Origin of the sequence: Tigheibacillus halophilus (genome assembly GCF_042683165.1) — a bacterium.
GTDB classification, from domain to species: Bacteria; Bacillota; Bacilli; order Bacillales; family Amphibacillaceae; genus Tigheibacillus; species Tigheibacillus halophilus.
The window spans coordinates 130508-146214 of the sequence record NZ_JBHUIZ010000003.1; the positions used below are offsets into that span (position 1 = coordinate 130508).

11 protein-coding genes are annotated in these 15707 nt (G+C 41.9%); 5 read left to right on the forward strand and 6 right to left on the reverse strand.

What is annotated here, in order from left to right; genetic code table 11:
* Positions 1-107: 107 nt before the first annotated feature.
* Both ACFSMW_RS01130 and ACFSMW_RS01135 read left to right on the forward strand, forming a co-directional pair.
* A complete protein-coding gene (locus ACFSMW_RS01130; RefSeq protein WP_390352273.1) occupies positions 108-1295 on the forward strand; it encodes a NupC/NupG family nucleoside CNT transporter in 1188 nt (395 codons plus the stop codon).
* 652 nt (positions 1296-1947) lie between these two features.
* Positions 1948-3021 (forward strand): undecaprenyldiphospho-muramoylpentapeptide beta-N-acetylglucosaminyltransferase, encoded by a 1074-nt coding sequence (locus tag ACFSMW_RS01135; RefSeq protein WP_390352274.1) that lies wholly within the window; start codon positions 1948-1950, stop codon positions 3019-3021.
* Positions 3022-3201: 180 nt separating this feature from the next.
* Here the strand turns inward: ACFSMW_RS01135 and ACFSMW_RS01140 are convergent, their stop codons facing one another.
* Both ACFSMW_RS01140 and ACFSMW_RS01145 read right to left on the reverse strand, forming a co-directional pair.
* Positions 3202-6402 carry an efflux RND transporter permease subunit gene (locus ACFSMW_RS01140; RefSeq protein ID WP_390352276.1) on the reverse strand — a complete coding sequence of 1067 codons (3201 nt, stop codon included), beginning with the start codon at positions 6400-6402 and terminating at the stop codon, positions 3202-3204.
* A complete protein-coding gene (locus ACFSMW_RS01145) occupies positions 6399-6863 on the reverse strand; it encodes a MarR family winged helix-turn-helix transcriptional regulator (protein WP_390352277.1) in 465 nt (154 codons plus the stop codon). The genes ACFSMW_RS01140 and ACFSMW_RS01145 overlap by 4 nt, the downstream gene beginning before the upstream one ends.
* A 492-nt stretch (positions 6864-7355) precedes the next feature.
* Here ACFSMW_RS01145 and ACFSMW_RS01150 point away from each other — a divergent pair, with 492 nt between their 5' ends.
* From ACFSMW_RS01150 to ACFSMW_RS01160, 3 genes are all read left to right on the forward strand, one after another.
* On the forward strand, positions 7356-8351 hold the full coding sequence (locus ACFSMW_RS01150; protein WP_390352279.1) for an ABC transporter substrate-binding protein: 996 nt from the start codon (positions 7356-7358) through the stop codon (positions 8349-8351).
* Between the two features lie 103 nt (positions 8352-8454).
* The gene (locus ACFSMW_RS01155; protein ID WP_390352280.1) at positions 8455-9312 is read left to right on the forward strand and encodes an ABC transporter permease; all 858 of its coding nucleotides are present in this window, start codon (positions 8455-8457) and stop codon (positions 9310-9312) included.
* Positions 9312-10526: a quaternary amine ABC transporter ATP-binding protein gene (locus ACFSMW_RS01160; RefSeq protein ID WP_390352282.1), complete on the forward strand. Its 1215-nt coding sequence runs from the start codon at positions 9312-9314 to the stop codon at positions 10524-10526. Before ACFSMW_RS01155 ends, ACFSMW_RS01160 begins: the two co-directional genes overlap by 1 nt.
* Positions 10527-10649: 123 nt before the next feature.
* Here the strand turns inward: ACFSMW_RS01160 and ACFSMW_RS01165 are convergent, their stop codons facing one another.
* The 4 genes from ACFSMW_RS01165 to ACFSMW_RS01180 form a co-directional block, all read right to left on the reverse strand.
* Positions 10650-11777 (reverse strand): Ger(x)C family spore germination protein, encoded by a 1128-nt coding sequence (locus tag ACFSMW_RS01165; protein ID WP_390352283.1) that lies wholly within the window; start codon positions 11775-11777, stop codon positions 10650-10652.
* Positions 11770-12909: a GerAB/ArcD/ProY family transporter gene (locus ACFSMW_RS01170; RefSeq protein WP_390352285.1), complete on the reverse strand. Its 1140-nt coding sequence runs from the start codon at positions 12907-12909 to the stop codon at positions 11770-11772. Before ACFSMW_RS01170 ends, ACFSMW_RS01165 begins: the two co-directional genes overlap by 8 nt.
* Before the next feature lie 8 nt (positions 12910-12917).
* On the reverse strand, positions 12918-14414 hold the full coding sequence (locus ACFSMW_RS01175) for a spore germination protein (protein WP_390352286.1): 1497 nt from the start codon (positions 14412-14414) through the stop codon (positions 12918-12920).
* Positions 14415-14662: 248 nt separating this feature from the next.
* Entirely contained in the window at positions 14663-15220 is a 558-nt protein-coding gene (locus ACFSMW_RS01180) for a beta-class carbonic anhydrase (protein WP_390352288.1), read from the reverse strand.
* Between the last annotated feature and the right edge of the window lie 487 nt (positions 15221-15707).

Genomic DNA, 15707 nt, shown 5'->3' on the forward strand with positions numbered 1-15707 from the left:
GTCTGACATCATGCTAGCATAGTTAATGGAACGGTTTTCATGGATAGGAATTACAACTGAAAGTGAACGTCGTTTAAACATAAAGAGTCATCATGAGGAGGATACATATGGGAATTCTATTGGGTCTGGTGGGAATTATCGTTATTCTGGCCATTTCCTATTTGATGTCTAATGATCGGAAAAACATCAACTTGAAAGGAATCATCGTGATGCTTATTGCACAGGCGATCATCACATGGTTCATGTTTTCGACAAAAATTGGACAGGCCATTATTAATGGTATTTCGGCAGTCTTCAATAAGCTTATCGAGTTTGGGATGGATGGCATCAATTTTGTTGTTGGAGGGGTGGTCACGAAAGACAGCGGTGTATTCTTTTTCAATGTGCTGATGCTGATCATTTTCTTTGCGACGATACTATCCGTTTTGACTTATTTAAAAATATTGCCTTTGTTCATCAAATATATCGGTGCCTTCATATCGAAAATTACCGGTGTACCAAAGGTAGAGTCTTTTAATGCAGTAAACAGCATATTCTTTGGCCAATCAGAAGCGTTGTTGGCGATCAAATCACAATTCCATCATTTAGAAAAAAACAGGTTGTTTATTGTGAGCGCATCTGCCATGGGATCTGTATCAGCATCCATAGTCGGTTCGTATCTGCAGATCCTGCCTCCGAAATATGTATTACTGGCTTTGCCTCTCAACATGTTCAGCGCCTTGATTGTCGCATCGATTATCGCACCGGTAAAAGTATCTAAAGAGGAAGATAAGGTTGATGTGCACGATGTTTCCGGTGCGAGCAGCATTTTTGAAGCAATGGGCAATGGCGCGCTTGATGGCGGAAAAGTCGCTTTGATTGTTGCTGCGATGCTGATAGCATTTATCGCTTCACTGGATGTGATCAACTGGCTTATTCAATTCGTATTTGCAGGAGTGACATTGCAGCAGATTCTTGGTTATATATTATCGCCGCTTGGTATTTTGATCGGTATTCCGGTGGATGAAGTGGTTAAAGCGGGCGGAATCATGGGGACCAAAATTGTAACGAATGAGTTCGTTGCCATGCTCGATTTTCAAAAAATGCTAGGTGATATGAGTGAAAAAACGGTCGGCATTGTCTCTGTATTCCTTACGAGCTTTGCGAACTTCTCCTCGATTGGCATTATTGCCGGAACAGTGCAAGGAATTGATCAGAAAAAGGCGGTGCAAGTGTCTGCCTTCGGTATGAAACTGCTGATTGGTGCCACGTTGGCATCATTACTTTCAGCAACGATCACAGGACTATTCTTATAAAAAAATGGGACAGCATCTGCTGCTTGAAAGTTTCTACACTTTCTAAACAGCAGGGATCTGTCCTTTTTGTTATATGATAAAGCCGAAACAGGAGAGCTATCGCACCGCAGCTGAGCCCGATGATGATACCCACCCAGTATCCGAAGGGTTCCAAACTGGTATATTTGGCAAGCAGCTAGCCACTTGGAATTCAATGGCACAATAGGATAAGCGTGACACGGCAAAAGTGAAATGGACATCCTTATAGCCTCGCAGCGCACCTTGAATTGGTCTGTTCTTTTAACAGCCTCGCGTAAATGGGCAACGATTGGTGTAAGAGCAATCAAAATGCCAGTGACGCCGGGGAAAAATGGTATCCACAGACTTGAATCAACTGCCACATCAGTTAAATGGGGATGCTGACACGTCTAGAGATGGTGGTATCGAATCCGTTCATCAAGTATATACTCACTTGCGTGATTAGAATGGGGAAGAGAATGACCACAAATAAAGCCATTTTCTCTCCAAGGGTTTTTGTTTATGGATAAATGTCTTTCCTTTTTGATGTTTTTTTAATACGATTAATGGGTAAGTTCGTTTACACTTAAATGAACCGCATATCCATTTATTATACTGCGCAAAGCGTCATGGTGAAAGAGAGGAAAATTATCAAATGCAAAGAAAACGAATTTTATTTACCGGCGGAGGGACAGCAGGTCATGTTATTGTCAATTTGGCATTAATTCCTGTTTTTCAGAGAGAAGGCTGGGAAATTGACTATATCGGTTCAAAGAATGGAATTGAACGCAATCTGATCGAGTCGCTTGATGGTGTGGATTACTACCCTGTTTCAACAGGAAAGCTCCGCAGATACATGTCCAAAGAAAATTTCAAGGATCCATTCAAAGTATTGAAAGGAACGATGCAAGCGTGGCGGATCATCGGTAAGCGCAAGCCCGCAGTGATTTTTTCAAAAGGTGGATTCGTTTCTGTTCCGGTATTGCTTGCCTCGAGAATGCGTGGTGTGCCGGCGGTGATTCATGAATCTGATTTCACACCTGGACTGGCCAACAAAATCGCGATGCCATTTGCCAAAAAGATACTGGCCACCTTTTCAGAAACAATGCAATATTTGCCTGAAAAAAAGGCTGTGCATGTAGGCGCAGTTATTCGAGAGGAGCTATTCGCAGGCAGCAAAGAAAAAGGGATGCGATTGTGCGATTTTACCGGTCAAAAACCGGTTCTTCTGATCATGGGAGGAAGTGCAGGCGCTCAAAAAATCAATGATGCTGTCAGGGAATGCCTTGAGGAACTTCTGGAGGTATTTAATATTGTTCACATTTGCGGCACTGGCAAGGTGGATAAAACAATCAATAAATTTGGCTATAAACAGTTTGAATATGTGAATGAGGAGTTGAATGACATATTCGCTATGACAGATTTTGTCATTTCTCGTGCCGGATCAAATGCTATTTTTGAATTTGCTGCATTGCGTATTCCGATGCTGCTCATTCCGTTATCGAAGGGTGCCAGCAGGGGGGACCAAATCATCAATGCTAAATCATTTGCAGAAAAAGGCTATGCCCATGTACTCGAGGAAGAAGCACTGACTAATGAGCGTCTTATCCAAAGGGTGTTGAAGCTTAAGGAAGAAGCTGCAAGTATTAAGGAAAATATGACTTCTTATAAAAGTGGTAAATCACGCGATAAAGTAATTGATATTATCAAACAACTTGCAAAGAATTGATTAAAAGAAACGAAATTGAAGCTGGATTGATACGACTGCGTTTAAATTTTGGTCGTTTGCACAACCTTATGGTGCTCGAACCTTCTGAGAAATTTTAAAAAATGGGTTGGATCATCGGTTTTTGATGATCCAACCCATTTTTGGTTATTCTTGGCTAGTTGTGTCCAAGCCTTTTTGTAATTATTTTTTCCTTCCGAATGGCCACCAATTTGCTTCCCCAAACATGCGCACCATCAATGGAATGAATAGCGGCAGAATGACAATGGCGTATAAGAAGAGTCCTGTCAGGACTACTGTCGCTATTTGCAAAATCGATAAAACGCCTGATGGCAGCATTGCTCCGAAAGTTCCGCCAAGAATGACAGCAGCTGAGATGATGACTGTTCCCATATTGCCCATTGCAGATAATAGAACCTCTTTCAGGCTGCCTTCTCCAGTATGCTCATTGAAACGTCCCATCAGAAAAATGCTGTAGTCTATTCCTAAAGCCATTAGCAGCACGAATGCAAAGAATGGTACCGCCCAAGTCATACCATCTTGGCCGGCAAGGTTAACGAAAATGAATTCGCCGACAGCCATAGAAGTGAAATATGTCAAAAGCAATGAACCAATCAAATAGATCGGCATGATCAAAGAACGCAGCAGAATAATCAAAATGATGAAAATCCCGATCAGCATCAATACAGCTGTCCGTGAATAGTCTTCATCCGATACGGTTTGCAAGTCATGGTTCGTACTGCTGACACCTGCAATTTCAGGTTCGCTTTTATCAAAAATGGTTCCCCGCTTGGCCGTGTCTGTCTGTTCCTGGATTTTTTGAATCATATCAATGGCTTTTGCTGCGTATGGATTGGCTTCGAGAACCACGTCGAATTTGGTGATTTTTTTATCAGAAGAGAGATATTGTTTCGCTCCCTCAAGAAAATCTTTATTATGGATGGCTTCGTCAGGTATGACGACAACAGGATTGTCTGAACTTGCATCCATATCTTTCAAATATTCTTGGACATCCGTCAGGCCGCCACTGATTTTTTTCAGTCCGTCCGAACTGTCGTTCAACCCGTTGGAAAGTTCTCCGAGTTGATCCTGCATATCGGTGAAGGCTTGTTTCAAATCTTTTTGGCCGCCATATATTTTTGCCAGCCCGTCCCGCAGGCTAGGCAGTTGTCCGACTACTTTCCCTTGACCGTTTCCAGCCTGGTTCAACCCGGATTGCAAGTCATTGATACCGCCGAGCATTTTGCCAATACCATTTGAAATTTCCTGCTGTCCATCAATGTTTTTCTTGAAATTACGGTTGAGCTGGTCAAGAGGTGTGACGACTTTTTGCTGCAGGATATCCTTTACGTTGCCAAGTTTGCCATATTGCTGCCGGATATTTTTCATTTCCTCCTGAACGCTTTTCACACCATCGATGGCTGTGTCTAATTGCCCAATCGTCGTTTGATAGGAAGTCTGGAATTCATTGTCTTTGGCCAGTTCCGGATTGCTCTTGACAGCTTTATCATGCATGGTCGTGACATTCTTTTTCCCACCTTGCAAGGTACTAATCAAATCGTTCAACTGGCTTGGATCGCCAAGCTGGTCTAAATCGATATCATTGCCGATAGTGGAGAAATCTTTGATTTGGGAAGCGAATTGTTCGTATCCCGCCAGTATTTTGCGATTTCCATCTATCGTTTGGTCAAGATTATCTTTCATCCCCTGTAAGTTGTTTTTTATTTTGCCTGCGCCATCTGCCCCGGAGAAAATGCCTTTTTGTATATCGGATAAGGCTTTACTAAGATCTCCAATACCGTTTTTGGCATCGTTCGTGCCTTTCATCAGCTGGCTGACACCACTTTTGGCATCTTCAAGCTGCGGGTTTGCTTTTTTAAGTTCAGAGGATGCATCGGACAGCCCGGACTGTATCTTTTTGAGCCCTTTATTACTTTGTCCGATTCCCTTTGCCAGTGCATCCGTTTGATTGTCTACCTTGAAATCGGCAATCATGTCTCCGGCAGGACGCGTTGCGCTGCGAACCTCTTTGACACCTTCCATTTGGGCTAATAGATTTGTAATATCTTCAACATCCTGGTAATCTCCTGTTTCCTCAACCGGCTTTTTCGACTGCAAGACTACTGTCGCCGGCATGGTCTGTCCCGGCCCGAAACTGTCTGCGATTGCGTTGAATCCTTTGACAGAATCATAATCGGAGCTGAGTTCTGCAAGAGAATTGTAGGATTTCGTGCCATTGTACGTCAACAGCAGCGGGACTGTAACCATTAAAATGATGATCAAAGACCAAAGCGGGCGCGCCCACGAAAAGTTGCCGAGTCGTATCCACAGTCCGCTTTCTTTATGGGAGATGCTTTTATCAAATGGCCAGAAAAGTTTTTTGCCGAGAAGCACCATGAAAAACGGTACAAGTGTAAACAATGCCAGCAGTACAGCCGCGACGCCTACTGCAACTGCCACAGCGGATTGATATAATGAAAATTTGGAAAGACCGATGGTAGAAAAACCGATCAGCACTGCCAGACCAGCAAACAAAATGGTCTTACTGCTGGATTGGTAGGTTGCGATGACCGCATCTTTCACCGAATCCTGATGTTCCATTTCTTCCTTGAACCTGCTGATAAGCAGTATACAATAGTCTGTCCCGATACCGAACATGACCGCGACCATAAAAATCTGGGTGAATGTCGATAAGGGAAAATTGGTTGTGTCAGCCAGAATTGAAACGATTCCCTGTGCTGCTAAATAACTGATCCCAACTGTCAGTAATGGAATCAATGGGGCGATGAATGATTTGAAAACGACAAACAGAATGACTAGAATCAAGCCAACTGTGATGATCTCTGTTTTTTTCAGACCTTCTTCAGAGTTTTTCACGATGTCTTGGCTAATATATTCTTCACCGGTTAAATAATGCTCCACTTTGATCGATTTCACAGCATTGTAAATTTTATGTCGTGATTCATCGATTTCTTGTTCGTCCAAAGAAACATTGAAAGGTACCATAATCGTTTTTTTATCTTTGGACACAGTTTGATCGGCAATCGCTTGGTCATCCCGAAAATCGAGAATGTCCGAGACACCGAGCTGATCTTTTTTACTCTTTAAAATCTCGATTGCCTTTCCGACAGAATCTTTTTCAGATTTACTGATGCCGTTTTTTTCATGAAATACCAGCACAGCACTAGCATTGTCTTTTGCGCTGTTAGGGTTCATTTTGTCCAGTAATTTGCTGGCTTGGACTGATGGGGAGTCCTCAGGTGCGCTCATCTGTCCTTTTTCCTGTACAAGCTGTTGTAAATCCGGGGCAAAGATGAATAAACACAATGCTGCTATCAGCCAAGCAGCCCCGACGAGCCAGCGAAATTTGATAATGTGTTTCATGATAGCTTTTCTCCTTTCGCTTGTATTTCCATTAAATGAGCCAATTTCTCAAGTAATTCAAGAAAATGATGTATATCTTGTTCTGTAAAATTACCTAGAACTGGTCCTAGACATTGATACAGTGTTCTTTCTGTTTGGGATACAAGCTGTTCGCCCGCCTTGGTAGTGCTTAAATAGACGATTCTTCTGTCATTGGCGTCACGTGTCCTTGTGAGGAAACCTTTCTCAAACATACGGTTGATTTGTGCGGTTACAGCACTTTTTCCAATTCCGAAGATAGCAGCAATTTCAGTGCTGGTACAATCCTGATGAGAAGCTATGTACTGTAATGTTGGAAATTGATCGATGGTGATTTCTGTACTGATTTTATCCTTCATCAATGTATTGACACCGCGATATACCGTGTTCATCGCTATCTGATAGCGATTTACCAATTCTTCTAGTTCCAATGAAAAACTCATTCCTTTCCAAGAACGTTTAACAACTGAATAGTTCACGTATTGAACTATTTTAGTGTAGCATGTTGTATCTTTGATGCCAAGAAAACATGGGAGAAAAAACAATTTTAAAATTAATTAAAAAATGGTTTATTTTTAGAAAATGATGGGTAAATCATAACATACTTCCAAACAGTATTTTTTAGGAAGACAATAGTCGTAAAACACGAGAATTCCGGCGTAATAGGACGCATATTGTAAAAGAACAATAAATGATGGAGAAAAAACCTAAGAGAATCCTAATAATCAGAAAAAATCGTGAATTATAAACAAATAACGCGTTTGAGCATATCCTGTTATTTCGGTAACCTTAACATGTTACACTTTTCGATCTAATCTGCGGCATTTGCCAACCATTCCACAGCTTTTCCATGTTGCACCATTTTATTATAACTTCACAATTTGAATTATCCGTAATTCGCAACACGAAAATTATATGAGGGGGATTTCACTGAGATGAAAAAAATAACCATATTTCTTTTTGCTGCCATGCTGGCGGTATTGGCAGCATGCGGATCTGATTCAGCAAGCAAGGATAAAATCGACAAAATTGTTTTTGCTGATGCCGGGTGGGACAGCATTAGGGTACACAACAGCATAGCGCAGAAGATCATTGAAGAAGGCTTCGGCTATAAGACAGATGTCACTTCGGGTTCGACTGCAGCCACAATTCAAGGGTTACGCAGGGGTGATATCAATGTGTATATGGAAATTTGGACTGACAATATCAAAGAAGTTTATGATGAGGCAATCAAAAAAGGCGACATCAAAAAAGTATCCACCAATTTTGATGACAACGATCAGGGATTATATGTTCCCACCTATGTGATCAAAGGTGATAAAGATCGTGGTATCAAACCAATGGCCCCGGACTTGAAAACAGTAGCTGATTTAAAAAAATATCCGGATGTTTTCAAGGATCCTGAGGATTCAGGACGGGGGCGCATTATTAATGGTCCAAGCGGATGGGAAGTTGAAAAAGCAATTACCGAGAAGTTCAAAACATACGGACTGGATGAAACAATGAACAATTTTATACCAGGGTCTGATTCAGCGGCGGTAGCTGATTTGAAAAAAGCTTATGAATCAGGAAAACCTTGGGTTGGCTATTATTGGTCGCCAACTTGGGTGACAGCCAAATACGATTTGACACTGCTGGAAGAAGCACCATTTGATGAAAAAAAATGGAATAAAGACAAAAGTACAGCATTCCCGCCAAATGATGTTGTTGTTGCAGTTAACAAAGATATGGAAAAACAGGCGCCAGAAGTCGTAGCATTTTTAAAAAAATATGAAACAAGCAACGATTTGACGGAGGAAGCATTAAATTATATGAAAGAAAAAGATGCATCTGCTGAGGAAGCAGCTGTTTGGTGGATGAAGAAGCATGAAGATTTGTGGGGATCATGGGTGAAGGACGATGTAGCCAAAAAAGTGAAGGATGCTCTGTAAGAAAGGTGGGGCAGCTGGCCATTTGTTTGGCCGGCTGTTTTTTGACCAGCTGTAAAAATATGAAAGAGAGGTGACATAGCTGCGTGTTTGCAGCTTTGCATATATGATGACATTTCCAGATTTACACTTTCATTTAGGAGACTATGCCGACAAACTTGTGACTTTTTTAGGGGATACACTTCAGGGGTTGTTTGACTTCATCTTTTTTGTATCTTCACGAACGATCAATGGTATTTCAGATTTTTTGATATGGGTACCATGGTGGGCGTTTATTTTGGTCATTTTTTTGATCGGATGGTATTTTAAAACATTCTTTTCCGGTGTTCTTTATGCGGCTTTCATTTTTTTGATTGGAACATTCGGTTTATGGGAAGATATGATGACTACCATTGCGATTATAGTCACAGCTGTGATTGTATGTTTGGTCATCGGTATACCTGTTGGCATATGGATGGCCTTCAGCCATGGTTTTTCTGCTGTCATGCGGCCACTGTTAGATGCCATGCAGACCATGCCAAGCTTTGTTTACTTGATACCTGCAATCTTTTTTTTCGGCCTGGGGAATGTGTCCGCTATTTTTGCGACACTGATATATGCGCTGCCCCCGGTCATTCGGCTGACAGAACTGGCTATCCGCGGTGTTGACAAAGAAGTAATCGAGTCTGCCTTGTCCTTCGGATCCTCCAGATGGCAAATGCTACGAAAAATTCAGCTGCCCCAAGCGATGCCAACCATGATGACCGGTGTCAATCAAACGACCATGATGGCCTTGGCAATGGTAGTGATCGCTTCGATGGTCGGTGCAAAAGGTCTTGGGGAGCAGGTATTGATTTCCATTAATCGCATCGATATTGCCATGGGGTTCGAGGCAGGTATCAGTATCGTGTTTTTGGCAATTATTATCGATAGAATTACCAATGGTATTGCCGACAAGTTTCAAAAACACAAGGGGGCGCTTTAATGACTACGCAGATCAAGCTGGAGCATGTTTCTAAAATATTCGGCCCGAAACCTAATTCAGTTGTTCCTTTAATAAGATCTGGAAAGGATAAGCAGGAAATACTTGCCGAGACGAATCATACGGTGGGAGTTTATGATGCTTCATTCGACATTCAAAAAGGAGAAATGTTCGTCATCATGGGTTTGTCAGGAAGTGGTAAATCGACCTTAATCCGCTGCCTGAACCTGTTGAACAAGCCGACAGACGGAGCTATCTATATAGAAGGTCAAGATATTACGACATATAACCATACAAAACTGAGACTTTTCCGTCAGGAGAAAATAGCCATGGTCTTTCAGCATTTCGGCCTTTTCAGTCACAGGACAATTCTTGAGAATGTGGAATATGGATTGGAAATCCGCCGTGTTTCAAAAGCAGAACGAAAGGAAATTGCCTTACAGAATATTGAAGCAGTCGGTTTAAAGGGGTATGAAGGGAAGTATCCCAGTGAATTATCAGGCGGAATGCAGCAGCGCGTCGGGCTTGCTCGGGCTCTTGCCAATGACCCCGATATTCTGCTGATGGATGAACCTTTCAGTGCGCTGGATCCGCTGATCCGCCGGGAAATGCAACTGGAGCTATTGGATATTCAGGAGAAACTGCAAAAAACGATCGTCTTCATCACTCATGATGTTAATGAGGCATTTAAACTTGGAGACAGAGTGGCTGTAATGAAGGATGGGCATGTCGTTCAAGTAGGCTCACCGGAAGAAATTATTGCTTCACCGGCTGATCACTATATATCCGAATTCATTAAGGATATCGACCGGTCAAAAATCTTTCAGGCAGAGCACATCATGATTAAGCCAAATGCCTTGGTATCGATGAAAGACGGATTGAATGTCGCCATGAAAGAAATGGAAGAGAATGGAATTTCAAGTGTGTTCGTTGTCGATAGGAAACGGATCGTTCAAGGTATTGTCACGATCGACGACGCAATAGAGGGAATTAAAATGAACAAGGGATTGCCAGATGTTTTGCGACAGGATTACACGCTCGTTGGTAAAGATGAGTATATTAATGATTTGATACCGAAAGCCCTGGACAGCAAATATCCGCTGGCAGTTGTCAATGAAGACAAAAAGTTGGTCGGGTTCATATTACGTGTGCATGTACTGTCCGGTTTGGTGGCCGATGAAGCTGTAGAAAACGAGGCAATGGTTTCACAAGGTTGATAAACAGAGGGAATCCGGTTATAGAAACATTCAACCGGGTTCCCATCTTTTGAAAAACACTTGTAAACAGGTGCATTTATCGTTTGCTATCGTTCCAGAAACGGTCTTAAGCATTATACAATTTTAGGAGATCTCGCCGTGGCCGATCAATCTGACATCGATATTGAATTTTGTTTTGATATCCGGGAACAAGCGGCGCCATTCAGATTTTGTCAGCTTGCTGCCAGTTTTGTGTGCTCGATAGACATCTCCGAATCCAAAGGCGTCTGTGTTAAGTTCCTGTAAGTGGGCCAGTATATTTTTATACTTCTGGGTCAGTTCTTTTTGTATCTCTTTTTCGATTATTTTCATCGATTTTTGAGTATTCAGCTTTAATTCTTTAGTTGTTTCCATAAGAGTGACATTCATTTGCACATTGATGGTAAACTCCAATTTATCCATATTGGCAACATCGATGTCTCCTTTGCCATTAACAATTTCGAAAGCCATGTTGACGTTTTTTTCATCTTGGTTCATCGGTGAGCGTATGATTTTTTTTAAAGCTTTGGCGGAAATGGAAGCTTCAAAACGCTCTTCTTTGATTCGCTTCTCGAGTAAATTGAACAAGTATTTATCATTCATGGACAGTTTGCCGACATAACGATCATCTTTGAAAATGGCAATACCAGTCATTTTTGGGATGTTCCCCTGCAATTCGAACAATGGCAGGATGGGATCGCGTCCAACATCGAACATGCTGCTTTGGAATTTGACAAGTGTCACAATTGGAAAAAGGTGGTCACTTGAATTCCTTTCGATGACGTCGTGCAAAAATTGCCCTGTGTTCACGGAAATAGCCTTGTTCTGGATGGTGATCAAATCTCTTGCCGGGGTTTGGCTGACGGCAAGATACATTGTATCAGGGATGGTGGAATCCCTTGCCAAAGCATCGATAAAGGAGCCGATCCCCCGTTTGGCAGTCTCAAGGCCGAACAAATCGAGTTGCACTTTTCCGGTGGTAAGCTGGAAGTTCGTTTCAAGGTTTGCGTTTTCGACAGCGCTTTTCAATGTTTTCGCTTCTCCTGTGACAATTTTTGTCTTGTTTTTTGACTGTGATTCAAATTGATTGATGACAGCTGTCAGTAGTAATTTGTCATCATCTGTCTTATCAATACCCCCCGCATAGATGATGCCAAGATGCTCCAGTTGCTGCGTGGGTATGCAGCCGCATAGGCAAATCAGTGATATGAAACAGAAGAGCTTCTTAAGCATCGTCATGACCACCTCCATTTCCTTTTTTTTGCTGCTTCTTTTTTTGGATGAATTTTTTTAGATAGACACAGGGAAGCAAAACGAACGGATATACAAAAGCGATCCAGAAACCGATCTTAGCTATCCAATTGGTAGATTCCAATACAGCAGCATCCGATTTGACAAAGGAGACAATCCCAAGGGTGACCAGGGCAATCCCATACATGGCCACCTTTTCATTAAGGCCGAACAGACGCTGGACACCATGGGACATACACCACATCAAAAATACATTTGCAGGGATGACTACCATGATCCACATCATGATGACAATATAATCCAGCCGCTCGATGAAAGGGAAGGAAATCGATTTATAAAGCGTGAGCACACTCCACTCCACATAAGGAAGATTTTCCAAGCTGTAATAGCCGATGGCAATACATGTCACCAGCAGAACAATAAAAGTGGTGTACAAAATGCCTAGAAATACAGGGCGTTTAAGTTTCTCTTTATCTCCAATGAAAGGGTACAGGAAAAACAGCATTTCAAAGCCGAGGACAGTGAAGGTTGTCGCTTTGGCCCCCTTCAGCAACTCGATGGGAGAAGACTGGAACATCGGCAGAAAATGATACCAATCGATCAGCTCGATTGGCTTGTATAAGAGGAGGGCAAGCAGCTGTGAGATCAAAAAGAACAAAAACGTCAATCCCACAATAGTGCGCATCCCCCCGTTCAATGCATAAATAATCAGCGTCAATATTAGAAAGCCGAGAGCATAGGCAGGTAACGTCGGGTAAAGAAAAACCTGTATGATTTCTATGTAATTCATCAATATCGTGGTGTTGGCCATGAAGAAATAAAGGATATAAATAATCCCTAGGAAGGAACCGAGCCATTTGCCGAAAATATCGACCTGAATCCCCAATATGTCCGCATTGTCATACTGTTTTAGGATAAGCAGCATCACGCTTAAGACAAGGATCATGGCTGCCCCGGATATCAAAATGGACAGCCACGAATCCTGATGCGCTTGGATGAATATCCAGCGAGGCGCCCCCATGATGCCGACTCCCAATTGGACACCGCCCAGGATAAAAAACATATAAAATGCACGGAAGGTATCTCCTGGGGAATTTTTTACATTAATTTCCATTATCTCACCTAATTTTGATTATCATGCTTTACCTTTGCCTCTTGTTTGTTGTAACGGCGAATTTTCTTCGGACGATAGGATTTCGCTCGCCGGCTATTGAACTCAAAAGGGGAACGGAAAAGCACTTTATTGAAGTCCTTCAATTGCAACGGATAAAGCGGAACGAGAAAAGGTCTGCCAAGTGAGGTGACCTTCAACAGATGAATGATTAAAAAAACAACTCCGTACACGATGCCAAGCAGACCAAGAAGTCCAGACAGCAATATAAGCGGAAAACGCACCATACGAATGGTTACACTCATCAGGTAGGATGGACTTGTAAAGGATGCCAGGGCGCTGATCGCAACAAGGATGATCAGGATATTACTGGTCAAACCGGCCTGCACGGCTGCCTCGCCAATAACAATACCACCGACAATACCCATCGTTTGCCCGACTTTTGTCGGCAAACGTGCACCAGCTTCCCGGAGCAGTTCAATCATGAATTCCAAGATCAGGGCTTCCAGCAACGGTGGAAAGGGAACAGATGCTCTTGATTCACCAAGCGTGATCAGCTCCTGGCTGGGGATGATACTGTATTGATAAGTGACTGCAGCCACATAGAGCGGTGTCAGCAGAATCGATATGGTCATGGCTATAAATCGGAGCATCCTTAAAGCAGTACCGGCATTCCAGCGCATGTACAGATCTTCTGTGGATTCGAAAAAACTGAACAGTGTCGACGGACCAATGAAACCAGTCGGGCTGTTTTCTGTCAAAACCCCGATTTTCCCCTTGGTTATGTTATATGTGAAGCGATCCGGCAATTCTGTGGAATCAAATTGCGGAAAAATCGACCACTGGGAGTCTTCCAAATATTGTTTCAACACCACACTGTCCTGGATTTCATCGACGTCCAGATCTTCAAGCCGCTGGCGCATCGTGTTGACATCAGTTTCATTCGCAATGGACTTCATATAAACCATGCGAACGATACGCGGCGACATCGTGCCGATCTGGAATTCTTCTATCGCTAAATCAGTTGAACGAATACGGAACCTTACAATGTTTAAGTTAGTCTCGATCGATTCCGTGAAGGCCATTTTAGGCCCAAGGACAAGCGACTCTGTCTCGGCTGTTTCCAGAGATCTTTTTTCTTTGTTCAATAGGGAATAAGTGAGGATCTCCTTCTCTCCTTCTATATACAAACAGACAGAGCCAAAAATTAATTGTTCCAGTGTTTTTTCCAGCGAATCAATGGAATTGCCCCCTGATAATGGAATGTTATTCTGGATTTCCTCTTTCGTCCATTTTGGCAATTTGTTCAGTAAAGGGGTTAATAAAAAGTTTTCAAGGTGGTCTGTGTTTATTTGATAAACGACATAAAAAACTGCGATTTTCTTCCCTTGTTTTTCATATATGTCAAAAGATAAATCGTGTTCTCCGCCAATATCTTTTTTCAGTAATTGCTCGAGTTTTTGAAGTGTAATGGGAAGAAACTTTTTATGACTTGGTCTTTTTTGCATAGTCTCCCTCGCAAATCGTGATGAATAGGTTTAGTATGTAGCAATAGAAGAACAATATGTATATCAGTCCATTTCTAAAAAAATAAAAAAGGGCGCTGGGGTATAACTAGCTAAAAACCCGTTGTCTGAAGTGCAGATTAACGAAAATATTAAACTAGATAAAAAGTTGGACGGTCCCATGTCAGGATGGGACCGTCCAACTTTTTTACATTTACTGAGGGGCTTGGCTCCTTCTAATCAATATATTTTCATTCGCCCTTGGTAGTGACAAGATCCAATTTGCCTGTGTTCGGGTCGATGACTAGTCCATCAACTGTTACATAAGAAGGAAGAAGCGGGTGGTTGCGGACGATCGATACACTATGCGATACTGCTTTTTCGACGTCATCAAAGCCAAGAAAAGCATCATGCAGATGGATGCCAGCATGTTCCAGACTTTGAATGGTTTCTTCTTTCACGCCTTTATCTTTCATTGTCTGAATGAATCTATCTGTATCCATGTGTGACATCCCACAGTCGCGATGTCCGATGATTAAAACCTTTTCGGCTTGTAGTTCGTAAATGGCAACCAGAATGCCGCGCATGATGCTATCAAATGGATCAGGAATGATCGCACCTGCATTTCGAAGCATTTTGACATCACCGTTATGAATATTCATTGCTTTGGGCAATAGTTCCTGTAATCTTGTATCCATGCACGTCAGGATAACCATTTTCTTATTTGGGATATTATTGGTTTCGAATGGCTTATATTCTTCGTTTTCTACAAATTTTTGGTTGAACGCCAGAATGTCGTCAAGTATCAAAAAAATCAGCTCCTATATAAGATATAACGCACCTTTTAAATATAGCATATTGAAAAAAAAATAGTAATCGACAAGACTGCTACTGAAAATAGGTATTCAGCACTTGTTTTCAAAAAATTCATAATGATGTGTTGTCTAAACGGAAAATATATTGTAAAATATAGGAAAATAATATTTGACTAAAAGGGGTGGGGAAATGAACGCTATGGTGAGAAATTGTCGTTTGTGCAATGAGCCAATGGAAAGCAGCCCGTTTAGTATGTGCAGTATTTGTCGAACAGAAAGCGAGAGGGTCAGAGAATTTGTGCTAAAGCATCCTAAGCTATCTTTAGAAGAAGTCTCGTGTTTGACAAAGGTTCCTCATCACAAAGTTAAAAAAATGATAGCCCTGGGATTAAAAAAAGAGGTTTCCAGTTGACTAAAATTGGCTTCATTATGTAATCCAACATATACAATCATATTGAATATATCGCAGACAGACTTCGAA